The sequence below is a fragment of the Mesocryomonas fontinalis genome (assembly GCF_055730125.2).
Genome location: NZ_JBUZWG020000001.1, coordinates 1,037,497 through 1,055,827, shown reverse-complemented (window position 1 = coordinate 1,055,827; position 18,331 = coordinate 1,037,497). Strand labels below are relative to the sequence as shown.

General features: G+C 67.5%; 16 protein-coding genes. 8 read left to right on the top strand and 8 right to left on the bottom strand.

The window, feature by feature from the left end; translation table 11 throughout:
- Positions 1 to 99 precede the first annotated feature (99 nt).
- Both ACZL02_RS04830 and hmuQ read left to right on the top strand, forming a co-directional pair.
- Positions 100 to 2,313 carry a TonB-dependent hemoglobin/transferrin/lactoferrin family receptor gene (locus ACZL02_RS04830; protein WP_472939023.1) on the top strand — a complete coding sequence of 738 codons (2,214 nt, stop codon included), beginning with the start codon at positions 100 to 102 and terminating at the stop codon, positions 2,311 to 2,313.
- A gap of 91 nt (positions 2,314 to 2,404) precedes the next feature.
- The gene (hmuQ, locus tag ACZL02_RS04825) at positions 2,405 to 2,746 is read left to right on the top strand and encodes a heme-degrading protein HmuQ (RefSeq protein WP_472939022.1); all 342 of its coding nucleotides are present in this window, start codon (positions 2,405 to 2,407) and stop codon (positions 2,744 to 2,746) included.
- Between the two features lie 103 nt (positions 2,747 to 2,849).
- Here hmuQ and ACZL02_RS04820 read toward each other — a convergent pair whose 3' ends face one another.
- The 5 genes from ACZL02_RS04820 to ACZL02_RS04800 form a co-directional block, all read right to left on the bottom strand.
- Positions 2,850 to 3,590 carry a ParB-like protein gene (locus tag ACZL02_RS04820; RefSeq protein WP_472939021.1) on the bottom strand — a complete coding sequence of 247 codons (741 nt, stop codon included), beginning with the start codon at positions 3,588 to 3,590 and terminating at the stop codon, positions 2,850 to 2,852.
- A 196-nt stretch (positions 3,591 to 3,786) separates the two neighbouring features.
- Positions 3,787 to 4,875: an ABC transporter ATP-binding protein gene (locus ACZL02_RS04815; protein WP_472939020.1), complete on the bottom strand. Its 1,089-nt coding sequence runs from the start codon at positions 4,873 to 4,875 to the stop codon at positions 3,787 to 3,789.
- Positions 4,862 to 5,641: an ABC transporter permease gene (locus tag ACZL02_RS04810; protein ID WP_472939019.1), complete on the bottom strand. Its 780-nt coding sequence runs from the start codon at positions 5,639 to 5,641 to the stop codon at positions 4,862 to 4,864. Before ACZL02_RS04810 ends, ACZL02_RS04815 begins: the two co-directional genes overlap by 14 nt.
- An 8-nt stretch (positions 5,642 to 5,649) precedes the next feature.
- Positions 5,650 to 6,471, bottom strand: a complete 822-nt coding sequence (locus ACZL02_RS04805; protein ID WP_472939114.1) for an ABC transporter permease — start codon at positions 6,469 to 6,471, stop codon at positions 5,650 to 5,652.
- 157 nt (positions 6,472 to 6,628) lie between these two features.
- Positions 6,629 to 7,696, bottom strand: coding sequence for an ABC transporter substrate-binding protein (locus ACZL02_RS04800; protein WP_472939018.1), 1,068 nt, complete (start codon positions 7,694 to 7,696; stop codon positions 6,629 to 6,631).
- 355 nt (positions 7,697 to 8,051) lie between these two features.
- On the opposite strand from ACZL02_RS04800, the gene ACZL02_RS04795 reads away from it, so the two are divergent.
- From ACZL02_RS04795 to speB, 3 genes are read left to right on the top strand one after another with little or no spacing between them, the layout of a single operon-like run.
- Positions 8,052 to 8,783 carry an MBL fold metallo-hydrolase gene (locus ACZL02_RS04795; RefSeq protein ID WP_472939017.1) on the top strand — a complete coding sequence of 244 codons (732 nt, stop codon included), beginning with the start codon at positions 8,052 to 8,054 and terminating at the stop codon, positions 8,781 to 8,783.
- Entirely contained in the window at positions 8,780 to 9,985 is a 1,206-nt protein-coding gene (locus ACZL02_RS04790) for an aminotransferase (RefSeq protein ID WP_472939015.1), read from the top strand. The genes ACZL02_RS04795 and ACZL02_RS04790 overlap by 4 nt, the downstream gene beginning before the upstream one ends.
- Entirely contained in the window at positions 9,978 to 11,051 is a 1,074-nt protein-coding gene (gene speB, locus ACZL02_RS04785) for an agmatinase (RefSeq protein ID WP_472939014.1), read from the top strand. Before ACZL02_RS04790 ends, speB begins: the two co-directional genes overlap by 8 nt.
- 22 nt (positions 11,052 to 11,073) lie before the next feature.
- Here the strand turns inward: speB and ACZL02_RS04780 are convergent, their stop codons facing one another.
- The 3 genes from ACZL02_RS04780 to ACZL02_RS04770 all read right to left on the bottom strand — a co-directional run bounded on the left by ACZL02_RS04780 (position 11,074) and on the right by ACZL02_RS04770 (position 14,242).
- A complete protein-coding gene (locus ACZL02_RS04780; protein WP_472939013.1) occupies positions 11,074 to 11,712 on the bottom strand; it encodes a hypothetical protein in 639 nt (212 codons plus the stop codon).
- A gap of 96 nt (positions 11,713 to 11,808) precedes the next feature.
- Complete coding sequence (locus tag ACZL02_RS04775) at positions 11,809 to 13,332, bottom strand: carnitine 3-dehydrogenase (RefSeq protein ID WP_472939012.1); 1,524 nt, start codon at positions 13,330 to 13,332, stop codon at positions 11,809 to 11,811.
- 4 nt (positions 13,333 to 13,336) lie between these two features.
- Positions 13,337 to 14,242, bottom strand: coding sequence for a beta-keto acid cleavage family enzyme (locus tag ACZL02_RS04770; protein WP_472939011.1), 906 nt, complete (start codon positions 14,240 to 14,242; stop codon positions 13,337 to 13,339).
- A gap of 105 nt (positions 14,243 to 14,347) precedes the next feature.
- Between ACZL02_RS04770 and ACZL02_RS04765 the strand changes: the two genes are divergently transcribed.
- The 3 genes from ACZL02_RS04765 to ACZL02_RS04755 all read left to right on the top strand — a co-directional run bounded on the left by ACZL02_RS04765 (position 14,348) and on the right by ACZL02_RS04755 (position 18,322).
- Positions 14,348 to 15,325: a GlxA family transcriptional regulator gene (locus ACZL02_RS04765; RefSeq protein ID WP_472939010.1), complete on the top strand. Its 978-nt coding sequence runs from the start codon at positions 14,348 to 14,350 to the stop codon at positions 15,323 to 15,325.
- A 292-nt stretch (positions 15,326 to 15,617) separates the two neighbouring features.
- Entirely contained in the window at positions 15,618 to 17,207 is a 1,590-nt protein-coding gene (locus ACZL02_RS04760; protein ID WP_472939009.1) for an ABC transporter substrate-binding protein, read from the top strand.
- On the top strand, positions 17,207 to 18,322 hold the full coding sequence (locus tag ACZL02_RS04755) for an ABC transporter permease (protein WP_472939008.1): 1,116 nt from the start codon (positions 17,207 to 17,209) through the stop codon (positions 18,320 to 18,322). Before ACZL02_RS04760 ends, ACZL02_RS04755 begins: the two co-directional genes overlap by 1 nt.
- The last annotated feature ends 9 nt before the right edge of the window (positions 18,323 to 18,331 follow it).

The window sequence follows — 18,331 nt, the reverse complement described above, 5'->3', positions numbered from 1 at the left end:
GCAATGCAGGCAACGGCCCAGGCACCGCCAGCACGGCCACGCGTTTCCGCTGACCCAGCCAGCAATGCTTTCCTTTTCGAAACCTCAGGGAGTATTGCGATGGGTCGCCGCGCGCGCCTTTACGCCGGAGTTGCGTCCGGTCTGATCACCGCCTTGGCCGCGGTCCAGCCCGGCCTTGCGCAAGAGGCCGTTCCGGCCGTCGACAACGCCATCGAACTTGCACCGGTGACGCTGTCGGGGGCGGCCGGCAAGGTTCCCGCGACCAAGGCGGCCAGCGTCCTCACCCACCGCGTCACCCGTCCCGAGATCGACGCCGCGCAAATCGAGGACCCGGACGATATCGGCCGGCTCGACCCGGCGGTCGGCTATAGCGAGAGTTCGAAGAGCTTCAACATCCGCGGCCTCGACCGGGCGCGCGTCCTGACGACGGTCGACGGTATCCGCATTCCCTGGATCGAGGACGGCGCCCGTGGCCTTACCGGCGGCGTGTCCGGCTTCGACTTCGACACGCTGTCGCAGCTCGACATCGTCAAGGGCTCGGACTCCAGCCTGTTCGGCTCGGGCGCGCTCGGCGGCGTCATCGCGCTTCGGACGATCAACCCGGAAGACCTCCTCGCAAACGGCAAGGTCTTCGGCGGCCTCTCCAAGGGCAGCATCGACACCAAGGACGGAAGCTGGGGCGTCGAGCAGGCATTGGCCGCCCGCATCGACCAGACCTTCCTCCTCGTCCAGGGCGGCACCCGCGAGGGCAACGAGATCGAGAACCAGGGCGATGTCGGCGGCTTCGGCGCGCTGCGCACCGAGAAGAACCCGCTCGACTTCGACCAGCACAACGTCCTGGCCAAGGTCCGCCAGCATGTCGAAGGCGGTCACGTGTTCGGCCTGACGGCGGAATCGTTCGACCGGGACGACGACATGGAGAGCCGGACGTCGTCGGCCGCCACCTACAGGCCGGGCTCGGCCATGCAGGACGAAAGCAATGCGCGAAAGCGCGTCTCGGCAAGCTACGAATACGATCCCGGCAACACCGACGGGCTGATCGATGCCGCGGAGGCTGTGGTCTACTGGCAGCGCCAGGAGCTCGACAGCGACTTCACCGCGACCCGCCTGACGACGCCCAGCGGCGCCTACCGCCGGCTGACCGAGCGCGAGGAGGAAACCTTCGGCGTCAATGGCAGCCTGCTGTCGGAGATCGCCCTCGGCGGCCTGACGCATGGCATCACGATCGGCGGCGAGCTCTTCGGCAGCGAGGCTTCGTCGGCCTCCTCGGGCGAGGACAGCTGTCCGGCCCCGCCCTATACCGGCCGCTTCTACAACTGCAATTTCCTCCACACGAACCAGTCCGACATGCCCGATGTCGATGGCACGACGCTCGGCCTGTTCCTGCAGGACGAGATCGCGCTGGCGGACGGGAAGGTCCGCCTCACACCCGGCATCCGCTACGACTGGTACCAGCAGACACCGCAGGCGACGGCTGGCTTTGCAGACAATGTCGCGTTCGCTGGCCTGCCGGACGAGTCCTCGGACAGTGCCTTCTCGCCAAAACTGCGCGGCGAATGGGACATGGGTCCAGGCGTCACCCTGTTTGCACAGTGGGCGCAGGCTTTCCGCGCGCCCACGGCCTCCGAGCTCTACCTTCGCTATGGCGGGCCCGGCACTTATCTGAGGCTCGGCGATGCCGACCTCGAGCCGGAAACCAGCAATGGTTTTGAGATCGGCGCCAAGCTCGGCGACGAGACCTTCGGCGGCTCGATCAACGGCTTCTACAACCGCTACAAGAACTTCATCGACGCGGTGTCGGTGACGCCCGCCGAGGTCGGGATCCCCGCCGGTACCTATCCCCTGGGCATCACCCAGGTTCTCAACCGCGACAGCGTCGAGATCTACGGCGCGGAAGCCACCGTCTACTACCGGCAGGAGCTCGGCTGGCACGGCTCTGCCTCGTTCGCGAGCTATATCGGCCGTGACCGGGAGACAGGCGAGTACCTCAACTCCATTCCGGCACTGAAGGGCGTGCTTGGCGTCGGCTACGGCTTCGAGCAGTTCGGCGGCGACCTCATCCTCACCGGCGTCGCCGCCCGCAACAAGGTGGAGAACGACCTGTCGAAGACGCCCGGCTACGGCCTCGTCGACGTCACCGGCTGGTGGGCACCCGAAGCGCTGCAAGGGGCAAAGCTCAAGGCCGGGGTCTACAACCTCCTCGACACCACCTATTATGACGCCCTCGACATCCCCGACAGCGCCACGCTACCCAAGGAATACTACACCGAGGCGGGCCGCAGCTTCAAAGCCACCCTCACCTTCCAGTTCTGACCGTCGCCGGGACGCCACGGCGCACCCGGCCACACCCCGCCGGCCCGGCCCTCTCCGCCGAGCCGGCCTTCTCCGCCGAAAGGACAGACCGATGTTTATCGCCATGAACCGCTTCAAGGTCGCCAAGGAATCGACCCATGATTTCGAACAGATCTGGCTGAACCGCGAGAGCCAGCTCAACACCTTGCCGGGCTTCGTCGAATTCCAGATGCTGCGTGGGCCGGAAGCCGAGGACCATGTGCTCTACGCCTCGCACACCACCTGGAAGACCAAGGCCGACTTCGAGGCCTGGACGAAATCCGAGGCCTTCCGCGCCTCGCACGCCCGCACCAACACCTCCGGACGCGCGCCGACCTATATCGGCCATCCGCAGTTCGAGGGCTTCGAGAGTTTCCAGCACATCGCTGCGGCCCCGGCCGTCGACGTGGCCTGAGGCCAGCCCACTCCTGCCGGCAGCAGGCGCCCGGATGCAACGCAAGGCGCGTCCGGGTCCTGCACCGTGCGCGTCACGGCTTGCCGAAAACCGACGCGACGGCTCAATCGTCCTTGGCGCATTCGAACGATTTTGGCCGATCGCCGATATAGCCGGGAAGCGCCTTTGCGGCGGGGCTCCGGGCCAGTGCCAGCGCCGTCTTCACCATCGACGTCCCGTCGGCGCGGACCTCGGTGGCCGGCAGTGAAGGCTGCTCGCGCATCCAGTCGGCCCAGATGAACTCCGCGAACTCCTTCTGATCCATCTCGGAGCGGCAGTACCCGCCGGCCTTGCGCAGGCGCCATGCGAGGCTGCGGTAGGGATCGTCCGGCAACTGTTCGAGCGAGGCCGGCAACTGGCTCGGCGTCACCTTGTGGCCGTCCGCATCCGCGAGCCGGACCAGGCGATCCCGCACGAGCCCCTGCCAGAACGCGGCCTCGTCAGCGAAGGCGGGCCGGGCCACGACCTCGCACAGCGCCATCGGATGGTCCGCCAGCCGCCAGGCATCGGCGCCATGGTGGTGATCGGTGATGAACAGCGCGCCACCCGGCCCGTGAACCACCTTGATGGGATCAGCGGCGAGGTCGCGCATCGCCTTCTTCGGCTTGTCCTCGATCTTCGCCGCCTTGCTCGTCACTTCGTCGAGGCCGATGGCGCCCTGCAGGGGCCGGAGTTCGCGGACGTCGCAGCTGCAGGCTTGGCCGGCCGGCGTCGTGTCCGAACATGCCGCGTCGGCCGCAGCGGCGGAGCCGGATGGAACGGCCAGGATAGCCATGATCCCCCAGAACGTGATGATCGTCCTCATGAAAGCCCCTCCCCGTTCACCGACCGAGACGTCCGACCTCGGGCGATGACAAGGTCACCGCCGCTATAGCGCCGTCCGCTCGGCGCAGACGATATACCCTGGAGACGCCGCGTCCATGGCTTGGATGGCCCCGGCAGTGACCGAGGCGAAGGCATCGCCAGCGCCCCGATCGCAAGGCACCCCGATCAGGGGCCCGTCAGGCTTCCCCGATGACAACGGTGTGGGCAGGCGACCAGACGAGGTCGACGTCGGCGCCCACGGCATGCGGCCGGGCATCGCTGTTCTGGGCGAAGACCTTGAAGCTCTGTCCGACGCCCTCGGCGACATAGGTCAGCGCCTGTCCGGCATAGACCATGGAGACGATCCGCGCCGGCACGCGGTTCACCGGCGCGCCGCCGGTCATCGCGCCGGTCATGGCGCCCGACGCGGCTCCTGCCGCCGCGATCGCGATCTTCTCAGGCCGCACGGCCAGCGTCACCTTGGTCCCGACGGGCGGCAACGACGCGGTCGTGGCGATGGCGGCGCCGTCGGGGAGCGCGATGCCCGCATTGCCGACCATGCCCTCGAGAAAATTCATGTCGCCAAGAAATTCCGCGGCAAAGCGCGTGCTCGGCCGTTCGTAGACCTCGGCCGGCGCCCCGATCTGGACGATCCGCCCCTTGTCGAGAATGGCGATCCGGTCCGAGAGCGTCAGCGCTTCCTCCTGGTCGTGCGTGACGAAGATGGTGGTCAGCCCGCTCTCGCGCTGGATGCGCAGGAGCTCGACCTGCATCTCCTGGCGCAGCCGACGGTCGAGCGCCGACAGCGGCTCGTCGAGCAGCAGCACTTTCGGCCGGGTGACGATCGCCCGCGCCAGCGCCACGCGCTGCTGCTGGCCGCCGGACAATTGCTTCGGCTTGCGGGCGTCGAACCCCTCCAGCCGCACCATCTCCAGCGCCCGGCCGACCTCGCGCTTCGCTTCCGTGCCGCGGATGCCGCGGCGGTTGAGGCCGAAGGCGACGTTGCCGGCGACGCTGAGGTGCGGAAAAAGCGCATAGTTCTGGAACACCATGCCGATGTTGCGCGCCCAGACCGGCACGTCGGTGACGTCCTCGCCGGCGATCGCAACCCGGCCGGCATCCGGGGCGACGAAGCCGGCGACGATCCGCAGCAAGGTGGTCTTGCCGGAGCCCGACGGCCCGAGCAGGCTGGTGAACGAGCCGCTGGCGAAGCTGGCGGTGATGTCGGCGAGCACCGGCGTCGCGCCAAAACGCTTGGCGACGGCGGTGAGGTCAACGGCGCTCATCGGCAGCTCCCGGTCGGGCGAGCAATGCAAAGCCCAGGATGACCAGCATCGAGCCGATCAGGAGGATGGTGGAGATGGCGTTGATCTCCGGCGTAAATCCCTTGCGGATCGCCGAATAGATTTCGACCGGCAGCGTGCTCGCCCCTGGCGTCGCCAGGAAATAGGAGACCACGAACTGGTCCAACGAGACTGCGAAGGCGAACAGCGCCGCGCCGACGATGCTCGGCACCAGCAGCGGCAACGTTACCAGAAAGAAAGCCGAGAGCGGTCGCGCGCCGAGGCTCATGGCGGCCTCTTCGAGATCGACCCGCACGGTCGCGAGCCCGGTGCCGACGACGAGCACGACATAGGGGATCGCCAGCGCGACATGGCCGATCAGCATGGCATGGAAGCCGCGGCCGATGCCCGTCCAGAAGAAGAACACCAGCATCGCGGTGCCGGTGATCAGCCAGGGGATGGCGATCGGCGGCAGCAGCAGAAGTTTTAGCAGCGTCTGGCCACGGAACGTCCTTCGCGAGAGCGCCACCGCCGCCATGGTGCCGAGCCCGGTCGCCAGCACCGCGGTGATCGCGGCGATCGACAGGCTGTTGGAGCCGGCGCGGATCAGTTTCGCATTGCCCGCCAGCGCCTCGTACCAGCCGAAGGTGAAGTGGAACGGCAGCGCGTAGAGCGGCGACTCGTTGAAGCCCATGGCGATCATCACCGCGATCGGCAGATAGAGGAACACCAGGACGAGGCCGAGGTAGAATTTGGCAAGACGGCGCATGCGGTCCCTCAAGCCAACGTGGCGCGGCGCAGCACGCCGGAGAAGGTGGCGAAGACGGCGATCACCACGCCGAGGATGGTGAAGGACAGCGCCGCGCCGAGCGGCCAGTTAAAGGCCTGGGTGAACTGGTCCTCGATCACCGTGCCCATCGTCACCCCGACCGTGCCGCCGAGAATGCGCGGCTCCATGAAACTGCCGATCACCGGCACGAAGATCAGGATAGCGCCCGAGACGAGGCCGGGCATCGCCATCGGCACCAGGATCTTGCCGAGGATCACCCACCAGCGCGCCCCGAGGCTCGCCGCCGCCTCGATGACGGCGTCGTCGATGGTGACGAGGGCGATGTAGCAGGTAAGCACCATGTACGGGAGGTAGCCGTGCACGAGGCCGAGGATGATCGCCGGCTGGGTGTAGAGGAAGCCGAGCGTCGGGGCCCCAGGCCAGACCGTGCGGGCGACGGCATCGAGGAAGCCGCCCTCGCGGATCACCATGGTCCAGGAGAACACCCGCACGAGGCCGTTGGTCCAGAACGGCAGCAGGACGAGGATCAGCAGCGTCTCGCGCACCCGGCCGGCAGTGGCCTTGGCCAGCGCCAGCGCGGCGAGGAAGCCGGCGACGGCGCAAATCCCGGTGGTCCAGAGCCCGATCGACAGCGAGCGCCAGGCGACGCCCCAGAGATAAGGCTGGTCGGCGAAGGCACGGTAGTTCTTCAGGGTCCAGGCCACCGGCTTCGAGCCCATCGGCGTGGCCGTCAGGAAGCTGAAGCCGAACATGGTGGCGAGCGGCAGGAGGACTGCCAGCGTCAGCCAGGCATAGGTCGGGAGCAGCAGCGCTGCCGTTGCGACCCAGCCTGGCAGGCGCAGGCCGCGGGGGCGGACGGGAGACGTCGCTCGCACAAATCCGTCCGGGGACGGATTTGCTGTCGCCGAACCGGCCGCCGCAGCGTCCGGTTCGCGGTGCGCTGAATCGGCGGCTGACGCCCCCAATTCAGCTGGCATAGAACGCCTTCACCTCGGACCAGAGACTGGCGAACGCCTCGCGCCGCTCGTCCGGGATCGGCGCCATGAAGCTCATCGACGTCAGATATTCCGGCTTGTGGACGAGGCGGCTGACGTCGTCCGCCGGCAGCTTCTCCATCGCCGCCGCGCTTGCCGAGGCGGGCGCGCCGATCTTCGTCGCCCATTCGGTGTAGAAGTCCGGGCTGATCATGTAGTCGATGAATTTTGCCGCGCTGTCCTTCTTCTCGGACGTCGCGGGAATGGCGAGGCTGTCGAACCAACCGATGGCGCCTTCCTTCGGCACCACGAACTCGACCGGCAGCTTGAAATTTCGCTGCGAGCGCACCGAGGCGCCGGACCAGTAGACCGAGAGGTCGAACTCACCGGCCGAGAAGGCCTTGTTCCACTGGTCCTCGCTCGACCAGATGGTGCGCACGTTCGGCTTCAGGTCCTTCAGCGTCTTCATTACCGCCGGCAGATCCTTCGGATCGTTCATGTCCTGCCCGGTCATGAAGGCGCCGACCGCGACCGCCGTGACCGCGTCGTCGTAGAGACCGACCTTCTTGGCATGCACGGGGTCGGCGAGCGCGGCGTAGCTGTCCGGCTTCTGCGTCCCGGTCCGGAAGGCCAGCGCGTTCATGCCCCAGACCCAGGCGACGCCATAGGTCTTGCCGTCGGCGATGAGGTCCGGGTTGTCGCGCAGCTGCGGCGACAGGCCGGAAGCGTTGGCAAACTGGGCGAAATCGATCGGCTCGAGCAGTCCGTCGGCGACCGCCTGCTGGGTGCGGGCGCAGTTGACGAGGACGACATCGTAGACGCCGGGATTGGTCCGCAGCTTGGTCAGCATTTCCGGCTCGGAATTGAAGTAGTCGCTGACCACCTCGATCCCGGTCTGCTCCAAGAAGATCTTCAGCGCCCAGGCCTCGTCGGTGCCGTAGCCTTGCCAGTTCAGCACGGTGATGGTGTCGGCCGCCCGCGCCCGGCGCGGCAGGCCTAATGCTCCCGCGGCGACGGCCGCGGTGCCGAGCGACAGGATGGTGCGCCGTGTGAATGCCATGTCGATCCTCCCCTGCCGGCGTGCCGGTCGACCGGCCGCACGGATTTTCGTCCGTTCCGCCTTGCCCTCGATGGGCATTTCCCGGACAGCGGCGCTGAATGGCTGCCACATAAGCGGGCGCGGCGGCGACGCGTCAAGCGCTGCCACCGCGGGAGTTGCCCGCCTGCAGTGGAAGAAGCCCGCTAGGCAGCAGTTTGAAGGAACTGCAGTACGGGAATGCTTGTCCGGCGGGACGATTTGCAGCAGGCTGGCGGGCGATGAAAGACGACGCACCAAAGTGCTGCCGCGAAAGCGACGCCGAGGTGCCAAGCCTTAGGATTCGCATGCCCGATCACGCTTCCGGACGCCGCTGAGAATGGAGCGTGCCTCAGCGCTCGACTGGTACGAGACGCGCCGCCTCGCCGACGGCGTCACCTGGATCTACGAGCCGTTCATCGAGCCGTTCTACCGCTGCAACATCTGGCATGTTCGCGGCCGCGATGGTGACATGCTGGTCGACAGCGGCATGGGCGTCGTCAGCCTTCGGGAGCAGATCCCGCTCGTCAGCGAACGGCCGCTGCAGGCGGTCGCCAGTCACACGCATTTCGACCATGTCGGCTGTCATCACGAGTTCGAATGCCGCTGCGTGCACGCGGCGGAAGCCGATCTTCTCGCCGCGCCGACACGGGCGAACACGCTTGCCGATCCCTACGTCACCGACGCCATCTTCAAACGCCTGCCGCCTTTGCCTTATGCTTCCGCGACCTATGCGGTGAAGGCGGCGCCAGCGACGCGGCTGCTGGCGGACGGCGACGTGATCGATCTCGGCGACCGCCACTTCGAGGTGATCCACACCCCCGGCCATTCGCCCGGCGGAATCGCGCTCTGGGAAGCGGCGAGCGGCCTGCTGTTTTCCGGCGACATCGTCTACGACGGGCCGCTGATCGAGGACACCTACCATTCCAACGCCGCCGATTATGTGAAAAGCATGGAGCGGCTGCTGGCGCTGCCGGTGCGTCTCGTGCATGCCGGACACTTCGCCAGCTACGACGCAGACCGGCACCGGGCGATCATCCGGGCCTTTCTGGACGGCAAGGACAGAGCATGACCAATCCCTTTCTCGCACGCGTCGCCGCCCCGCCGATCGGCCAGGCCGCGCTTTGGGCCGCGGGCTATGACGGCAGCCACGGTCCGCTGATCAACCTCAGCCAGGCGGTGCCCGGCGAGGCGCCGCCCGCGGCGATGCTGGCCAAGCTTGCCGAAGCCGCCGGCAGCGACGATGCCGCGCGCTACGGCCCGATCCTCGGCGACACCGCGCTGCGCAACGCCTATGCCGCACACGTCTCGGCGCTCTACGGCACCAGCATCATCCCATCGGAAACCGGCATCTCCGCGGGCTGCAACCAGGCCTTCTTTGTCGCCATGATGACGGTGGCGAAGACCGGCGACGCGGTGATCCTGCCGACGCCCTCCTACTTCAACCATACCATGACGCTCGACATGCTGGGCATCGAGACCCGGGCGCTGCCGACGCGGGCCGAGGACGGCTTCCTGCCCGACCCCGCCCGCATCGAGAGCCTGATCGACGGCAAGGTCAGGGCAGTCGCCCTCGTCTCGCCGAACAATCCGACCGGGGCGATCTACCCGCCGGCGCTGATCGCGGAGATCTTCGCGATCTGCCAGAAGCACGGCATCTTCCTGATCCTCGACGAGACCTATCGCGACTTCATGCCGGAATCGCAGGCCCCGGCGCACGACCTCTTCCAGCGGAACGGCTGGCGCGAGACGCTGGTCTGCCTCTATTCCTTCTCCAAATCCTACGCCATTCCCGGCCACCGCATGGGTGCGATGACCGCCTCGGCGGGCTTCCTCGACCAGGCCGAGAAAGTGCTCGACTGCCTGCAGATCTGCGCCCCGCGCCCGCCGCAACCGGCCCTCGTCTGGGCGATCACCGCGCTCGCCGACTGGCGGCAGGAGAAGCGGGCGGAGATTTTGACGCGCGCGGACGTCTTCCGGAAAACCATGGCGGATCACCCGAATTGGCGGATCGAGCAGGTCGGCGCCTATTTCGCCTATGTCCGGCATCCGTTCCACGGCACGCCCTCGGCCGTCGTCGCCGAAAGGCTGGCGCGGGAGCTCGGCGTCGTCACCCTCCCCGGCAGCTTCTTCGGCGCAGGCCAGGACGCGCACCTGCGCATCGCCTTCGCCAACGTCTCGGCAGAGCGTATCGCCAGCCTCGGCGAACGGCTGGTCAAGGCGCGTCAGATGTTCGACGCCCCTGCCCGCACCCCGGAGAGCGTCCATGGATAAGTCCCGTCTCGACCGCTTGCGCGAGCGCTATTCCGGCGTCAACGAGGCGGCTCTCTACGATCCGCACTTCGCCGCGGTCGCCGCCCACCAGATCAGCCCGAGCGGCACCCGCGTCGCGCCGTACGCCGGCCTGCCGACGCTGCTAGACGCGCCCTACCGGGCCGTCACCTGGCCGGCGCCGGACCTCTCGGACCTCGACGTCGCGCTGATCGGCGCGCCGATGGATCTCGGCGTCACCAACCGCAACGGCTCGCGCTTCGGTCCGCGGGCGCTGCGCACGATCGAGCGCGTCGGGCCCTACAACCACGTCCTACGCACCATGCCATCGGCCGAACTGAAGATCGCCGACATCGGCGACGTGCCCTTCCGCAGCCGCTTCGACCTCGAAAAGTCGCACGAGGACATCGCCGCGGCGATCGCGACGATCCAGGCGGCCGGCGTGATCCCGCTGACCGTCGGCGGCGACCATTCGATCTCGCTGCCGATCCTGCGTGCGCTCGGCCGAGAACGGCCGGTCGGCATGATCCACATCGACGCACACTGCGACACCAGCGGCATGTTCGACGGCTGCAAGTTCCACCATGGCGGACCGTTCCGCCAGGCGGTGCTCGAGGGCGTGCTCGACCCCGAGCGGACGATCCAGATCGGCATGCGCGGCACGGCGGAATATCTCTACGAGTTCTCGCTGGAATCCGGCATGACGGTGGTTCATGCCGAGGAGATCGCCGGCATCGGCCTCGCCGCCTTGTCGGAACAGGCCAAGCGCGTCGTCGGCGACGGCCCGGTCTACCTCTCCTTCGACATCGACAGCCTCGATCCCGCCTTCGCGCCGGGCACCGGCACGCCGGAGATCGGCGGCCTGTCGACGCGGGAGGCGCAGGCCCTCATTCGCGGCCTCGCCGGCATCGACATCATCGGCGGCGACGTCGTCGAGGTGGCCCCGCAGTATGACGCGACGACCAACACGGCGCATGCCGGCGCACAGATGCTGTTCGAGACCCTGAGCCTGATCCCGTTCAAACCGGGGATGGCGGATCCGGCGAACACGGTGACGGCGACGCGGTGATGACCGGGGCAACGCTGGGGGGTCAGCGCAACAAGCCCTCGTCGGCGAAACCTTCCCACCCCTTCAGGTCGGACGCCATCGGCTCCTGAGAGTGGGGCTTCCGGCGTGCCGGCGTCTTGGGGGCGCCCTTTCCGGCGCGCGTCAGGGCGGCCTTGCCGGCACCCCGCCTTCGGGCCTCTGCGCTGGCGGCCTTGTCCTCCTCGCGCCAGAGGGCCGGCCGGTCGCGGTCGAGCACGTCCTCGATGTGCCGGGGATCGAACACGTGGAAGGTGACCGCCTTGGCGCGTCCGCGCAGCTTCACGGTGCGGGTCCCCGCGCTCTGCAGGCGTCCGTCCTTGGTCCACCGCAGCCGCTCGCGCGGCGCGATGGTCAGGATGTCATCGACTTCGCGCGGCAGCAGCGGCAGGTCCGCTATGCCCACCAGCGTCGCGGCGACGATGACCGAAGCATGCTCGAACCGGTCTTTCTCCTCCGACGGAATGCTGAGGCGAAAGACGTCGTCCGCCCGCGTCAGACGCTTGCGATCGGGGAACGGCAGTTTGGCGAGGATTTCCCGCTCGATACCCTTGGCGCGCACCGCCGACCCGAAAGCCGCGGCGGTCGGAAACGGCCACTCGGCGACGAGAAAGGCGGCAGCGGGGGCGGAGGGCTCGGCGTTCATCAGACGTGAACGACGGTCCCTGCCGTTTCTTTCCCTGCCAAGACGAGGCGATCGGCGGTGACCCCTCGGCTTCTCCGAAATCCCGGCGTCTGCCGCCTACCGCTTCTGCCCAACCGACCGCCCCGCCGCCTCGGGCCGCGCGAGACCCGCATGGGCCTCCGCCAGCTGGACCAGCGTCGCCGCCATCGCGCCTTCCGCCGGCACGACCTTGCCGCTCGCCGTGTCGACGTGCAGCAGCAGGTGCTCGCCGGTCGCAACCGCGTCCCCGGCGGCGTTGGTGACGGTGTGGAAGATGTGCAGGCGCTTCGGGTCGGTGGAGACGACCTGCGTTGCGACGCCCAGCACCGCGCCGACCTTGCACTCCTTGAGGTGCCGGAGGTGCGACTCGGCGGTGTAGAAGCTGTGCCCGCCGGCAAGGTAGGCCTTGTCGAGGCCGATGTGGGCGAGCAGCGCGTCGGTGGCGTCGCCGAGCACCTGCAGGTAGCGATATTCGGTCATGTGGCCGTTGTAGTCCGCCCAGCCCGGCAGAACAGTCGCCCGGTGCAGCGAAAGCGGCTGCGACGGATCGGGGGCAGAAGGATGCGCAAACGCTCCCACTGCCTTGGGATCGACGGGCTTGGCGAGAGCGGTCTCGGCGAGGTGCGCCTCGTAGGTGTTGAGCAGCTCACCGGCACCCCAGCCGGCACCTTCGTTCTGGCGCGCGAGCGCATGCATGATGGCGACGAGGTTATCGTCGCGGATGCGCTCGAGTTCGCGGATGGAGAGGCCTGCGGCCTGGGCGTCGGACTGGTCGGAGATCTTGTCGACGAGCGCGTCCGTGAGATCCGGCACGTCCATCAGCTTGGTCCACGGCCATTTCAGGCAAGGCCCGAACTGCGCCATGAAGTGCCGCATGCCGGCCTCGCCGCCGGCGATGCGGTAGACCTGGAAGATGCCCATCTGCGCCCAGCGCAGGCCGAACGAGTAGCGGATGACGTCGTCGATCTCCTCGGCGGTGGCGACGTCGTCGTTGACCAGCCACAGCGCCTCGCGCCAGAGCGCCTCGAGCAGACGGTCGCCGATGAAGGCGTCGATCTCCTTGCGCACCACCAGTGGCTTCATGCCGAGCCCGGCATAAAAACCGCGCGCCATGTCGATGACGGCGGCATCGGTCGCCTTGCCGGCGACGAGCTCGACCAGCGGCACGAGATAGACCGGGTTGAACGGGTGGGCGACGAACAGCCGGCCGGGGTGCTGGAGGTTCGCCTGCAGGTCGGACGGCAGCAGGCCGGAGGTGGACGAGCCGATCAGCACGTCGGGCCGGGCATGGGCGTCGATCTCGCCGAGGATCTTCTGCTTGAGGTCCAGGCGCTCCGGTGCGCTCTCCTGGATCAGGTCGGCATCCCTGACCGCTTCCTCCAGCGTCGCGACGAAACGGACCGTGCCGAAGGTCGGCCTCGGTCCCGGCACCAGCTGCGCGAAGGCCCGCGCGGCATTCTCCATCAGGCCGGCGAGCTTGCGCTCGGCCTCCGGGTCGGGATCGTAGACGGCGACGTCGAGGCCGTTCTGGGCGAAGCGGGCGACCCAGCCGCCGCCGATGACGCCGCCGCCGATGACGGCGGCTTTGGTGAATCCGGTCATGGTGTTAAGCCCGCTTCCTGAGTTTCAGCTTCTCGCGCGTTTCGGCCGGGCCGATGACCCGCGCGCCCATCGAGGTCAGCGTCGTCTTGGCGGCCGCGACGAGGTCGCCGTTGGAGGCCAGCACGCCCTTGCCGAGCCAGAGATTGTCTTCGACGCCGACGCGGACATTGCCGCCGGCGAGCGCGGCGAGCGCCGCATAGGGCAGCTGGTTGCGGCCGATCGAGAAGGCCGAGAAGATCCAATCCTTCGGCAGGTTGTTGACGATCGACATGAAGGTGCCGATGTCGTCCGGCGCGCCCCACGGGATGCCCATGCAGAGCTGGACGAGGACGGGATCGTCGAGCAGCCCCTGCCCGGCCAGCCACTTCGCGAGCACCAGATGGCCGGTGTCGAAGATCTCGATCTCCGGCCGCACGCCGAGCGCCTGGATCTGCCGCGCCATCTCGCGCAGCATGGCCGGCGTATTGGTCATGACGTAGTCGCCCTCGCCGAAATTCATCGTGCCGCAGTCGAGCGTGCAGATCTCCGGCAGCAGCTCGGCGACATGGGCGAGCCGCTCGGTGGCACCGGCCATGTCGGTGCCGACGGTCGCCGGCGGCAGCGGGTTCTCGACCGAGCCGAAGGTGATGTCGCCGCCCATGCCGGCGGTGAGGTTGATGATCACGTCGACGTTCGAGGCGCGGATGATCTCCACCGTCTCGCGGTACAGCGCGAGGTCGCGCGAGCCTTGCCCGGTCGCGGGATCGCGGACGTGGATATGGGCGATGGCGGCGCCTGCCTCGGCGGCCTCGATGGAGGCGGCGGCGATCTCGGCGGGCGTCACCGGCACCTTTGCCGACCGTCCGGTGGTGTCGCCCGCGCCGGTGACCGCCGCGGTGATGAAGACGTCGCGGTTCATCGCCAATGCCATGTGTGCTGATCCCTCTCGGCCATGCCGGTTCCTGACACCGAGGATCGTGCCGAAAATCCACGGCAACCGCGATACCAAACCCGCTGGGTTTGATACGCTATGCGCATGGCATCGATCTTTTCGCCGAGCGAGCAAGCCCTTTCGCTCGACCTTCTCGTTCTTCCCGACGTCTCGCTGCTGTCGCTCGCCTCGACGCTGGAACCGCTGCGGGCGGCGAACCGCGTGGCGGGCCGCGAACTCTACCGCTGGCGGCTGGTCTCGCCCGACGGACACGCCATTACCACGTCGAGCGGCCTGCGGATCGACGTCGACGCGGCTTTCCAGCCGGACTCGGACGCCGGGGCGCTGATCGTCGTCGCCGCCTTCAACGTCCTGCGGCACGCGACGCCGGCCCTGTTGCGCGGCTTGCGGGCCGCGGGGCGGCGACGGACGGCGCTCGGCGGAGTGGAGGCCGGCGCCTGGGTGCTGGCGCTGGCGGGCCTCCTCGAGGGACACCGGGCGACGACGCACTGGGAGGACCTCGAGGACTTTGCGGCGCGGTTTCCCGGGATCGATGTCCAGCCGAGCCGCTTCGTCGTCGACGGCGACCGCTTCACCACCGGCGGCGCCTCTCCCGCTCTCGACATGATGCTGGACCTCATCCGCATCCGGCAAGGCTACGCGCTGGCGCTGAGCGTCGCCAGCGTCTTCATCTACGACCGCGCGCACACCGGCGAGGACCCGCAGCCGAGCGTCTCGCTCGGCAGCCTCGGCTGGTACGAGCCGCGGGTCGCCGCGGCCATCCGGGCGATGGAGGAGCGGATCGACAGGCCGCTGCCGATAGGCGAGATTGCGGCTCGCCTCGGCATCGGTGTCCGGACGCTGGAGGCTCAGTTCCACCAGCATGTCGGGCTGTCGCCGCGGGCGTTCTACGGCCGGATGCGGCTGGAAGCCGGACGACGAATGGTGCTTGAAACTTGTGACGATATGTCGTCTGTTGCAGCACGCTGCGGATTTCATTCCGCTTCCGCCTTCGCCCGCGCTTTTCGTGAACGCTACGGCAGCAGCCCCTCCACCGCCCGGGCTGCAAGAAGAAACCAGTAGACATCGTCTAATGGAGCGCTTCCGTCTTGACCGCGATGTCTATCACCACCGCATTGCAACATAAAGCGGCACCGATCGCCTGATTTTGACGCATATTCCAACTTCGATACTGAATTTATTCGCTGTCAATATTTGATTGTTAAACACGACACTTGATGTCGCACGTGGACTGCTTGGAAAATCGCGGGATGGATAGCGTCCCCTTCGAGCCAGTGAACACCAGTCAACCCTTGAAACAGACCCTCCATGGCCGCTCGCCAAGGGTCTTGCAGAGCCCTTCCAGGAGACGAGCATGAGCGATTACCTGAAGTTTCTCGCCGCCGAGGTGACCCGCAGCGGCATGAGCCGTCGCGAGTTCATGGGGCGGGCTCTGGCGGCTGGCGTCAGCCTGACCGCTGCGGGATCGCTCTACTCGACCAGCGCCTCGGCGCAGACCCCGGTCAAGGGTGGCGTGCTGAAGCTCGGCCTCGAGGGTGGCGCCGCCACCGACGTGCTCGACCCCGCCAAGTACCTGTCGCAGGTGCTCTTCGTCATCGGCCGCACCTGGGGCGATATGCTGGTCGAAAGCGACCCGCTGACCGGCCAGCCGGTGGCGGCGCTCGCCGAATCCTGGGAGTCCTCGGCGGACGCCAAGACCTGGACCTTCCAGATCCGCAAGGGCGTGCAATTCCACGACGGCAGCGAGATGACGCTGGACGACGTCGTCGCCACCCTCAAGCGCCATACCGACGAGAAGTCTGAGTCCGGCGCGCTCGGCGTGATGAAGTCGATCGGCGAGATCAAAGCGGACGGCGGCAACCTCGTCGTCACCTTGCCGGAAGGCAATGCCGATCTGCCGCTGCTGCTCTCCGACTACCACCTGATCATCCAGCCGAAGGGCGGCGTCGACAAGCCGAACGCCGCCATCGGCACCGGCCCCTACAAGCTGGAGAGCTTCGAGCCGGGCGTTCGCGCGACGTTCTCGAAGAACACCAACGACTGGCGCCAGGACCGCGGCTACGTGGACTCGGTCGAGATGATCGTCATCAACGACGCCACCGCGCGTGTCGCCGCGCTCTCCTCGGGCCAGGTGCACTTCATCAACCGCGTCGATCCGAAGACCGTGAGCCTCCTCAAGCGCTCGCCGAAGATCGACATCCTGAACACGTCGGGCCGTGGCCACTACGTCTTCATCATGCACTGCAACACGGCGCCGTTCGACAACAACGACCTGCGCATGTCGCTGAAATACGCGATGGACCGCGAGGCGATGGTGAAGACCATCCTCGGCGGCTACGGCAAGGTCGGCAACGACTTCCCGATTAACGAGACCTACGCGCTGTTCCCTGAGGGCATCGAGCAGCGCGCCTACGACCCGGACAAGGCGGCCTTCCACTACAAGAAGTCCGGCCATTCCGGCCCGGTCCTGCTGCGCACCTCGGACGTCGCCTTCCCCGGCGCGGTCGATGCCGCCGTGCTCTACCAGGAGTCGGCCAAGAAGGCCGGCATCGAGATCGAGGTCAAGCGCGAGCCGGGCGACGGCTACTGGACCAATGTCTGGAACGTCCAGCCCTTCTCCACCTCCTACTGGGGCGGCCGTCCGACGCAGGACCAGATGTACACCACCGCCTACACCTCGAAGGCCGACTGGAACGACACGCGCTTCCTGCGCGAGGACTTCGACAAGCTGCTGCTCGAAGCCCGCGCCGAACTCGACGAGCCCAAGCGCAAGGACATGTACCGGACGATGGCGATGATGGTCCGCGACGAGGGCGGCGTGATCCTGCCGATGTTCAACGACTTCGTGAATGCCGCTCAGAAGAGCGTGAAGGGCTACGTCCACGACATCGGCAACGACATGTCGAACGGCTTCGTCGCAACGCGCGTCTGGCTCGAAGCCTGATGGCGCTCGGGCCTTCCGATGCCAGTGGCGTCACCGGCCGGCTGCCGGCGGGTGACCCGCTGGCGGTGGCCGGTCAAGCCGGAGGCGTCCTCGCCGCTCCGGCGCCGCCACCGGCCGCAGAAAGGCCCGGCGCCTCCGCCTTCCAGCGCCTGCGCGGCGAGTACCCGCTGGCCTGGATGATCCTGCAGCGGCTGGTGCTCAGCCTCGTCCTGCTCTGGGCCGTATCCCTGGTGCTGTTCCTCGGCATCCAGGCGCTGCCCGGCGACTTCGCGCAGACCTATCTCGGACAGTCCGCGACACCGCAGGCGGTCGAGAACATTCGCCGCGAGCTCGGCCTCGACCAGCCGGCGGTGACCCGCTACCTCTCCTGGCTCGGCGGCGCCGTCCAGGGCGATTTCGGCACGTCATGGGCGTCGAAAAACTCGATCTCCGACCAGCTGTCGAACCGGCTCGGCAACACGCTGTTCCTCGCCGCCTTCGCCGCCCTCGTCTCGGTGCCGCTGGCGATCGGGCTCGGCATGCTGTCGGTGCTGTACCGCGACCGCATTCCGGACCGGATCATCAACATCTTCTCGCTGGCGGCGATCTCGTTGCCGGAGTTCTTCGTCGGCTACCTCTTCATCTTCCTGTTCGCGATCACCCTCGGCTGGGTGTCCTTCCCCTCCACCGTCTATTCCGGCATGCCTTTCCTCGAACGGGTCGAGGCGATCATCCTGCCGTGCGCGACGCTGGTTCTGGTGGTGCTCGCGCACATGATGCGGATGACCCGCGCGGCGATCCTTAACGTCATGGCCAGCCCCTATGTCGAGACCGCCGAGCTGAAGGGCCTCAGCCGGATGCGGATCATTGCCCGGCATGCGGGCCCCAACGCCATCGCGCCGATCATCAACGTCGTCGCGCTGAACCTTGCCTACCTCGTCGTCGGCGTGGTCGTCGTCGAGGTGGTGTTCGTCTATCCCGGCATCGGCCAGTACATGGTCGACGCGGTGACCGTCCGCGACATGCCGGTGGTGCAGGCCTGCGGCCTCCTCTTCGCTGCCGTCTACATCGTCCTCAACATGATCGCCGACATCCTCGCCATCGTGTTCAATCCTCGCCTCCGGCACCCGAAGTGAGGGCCTGAC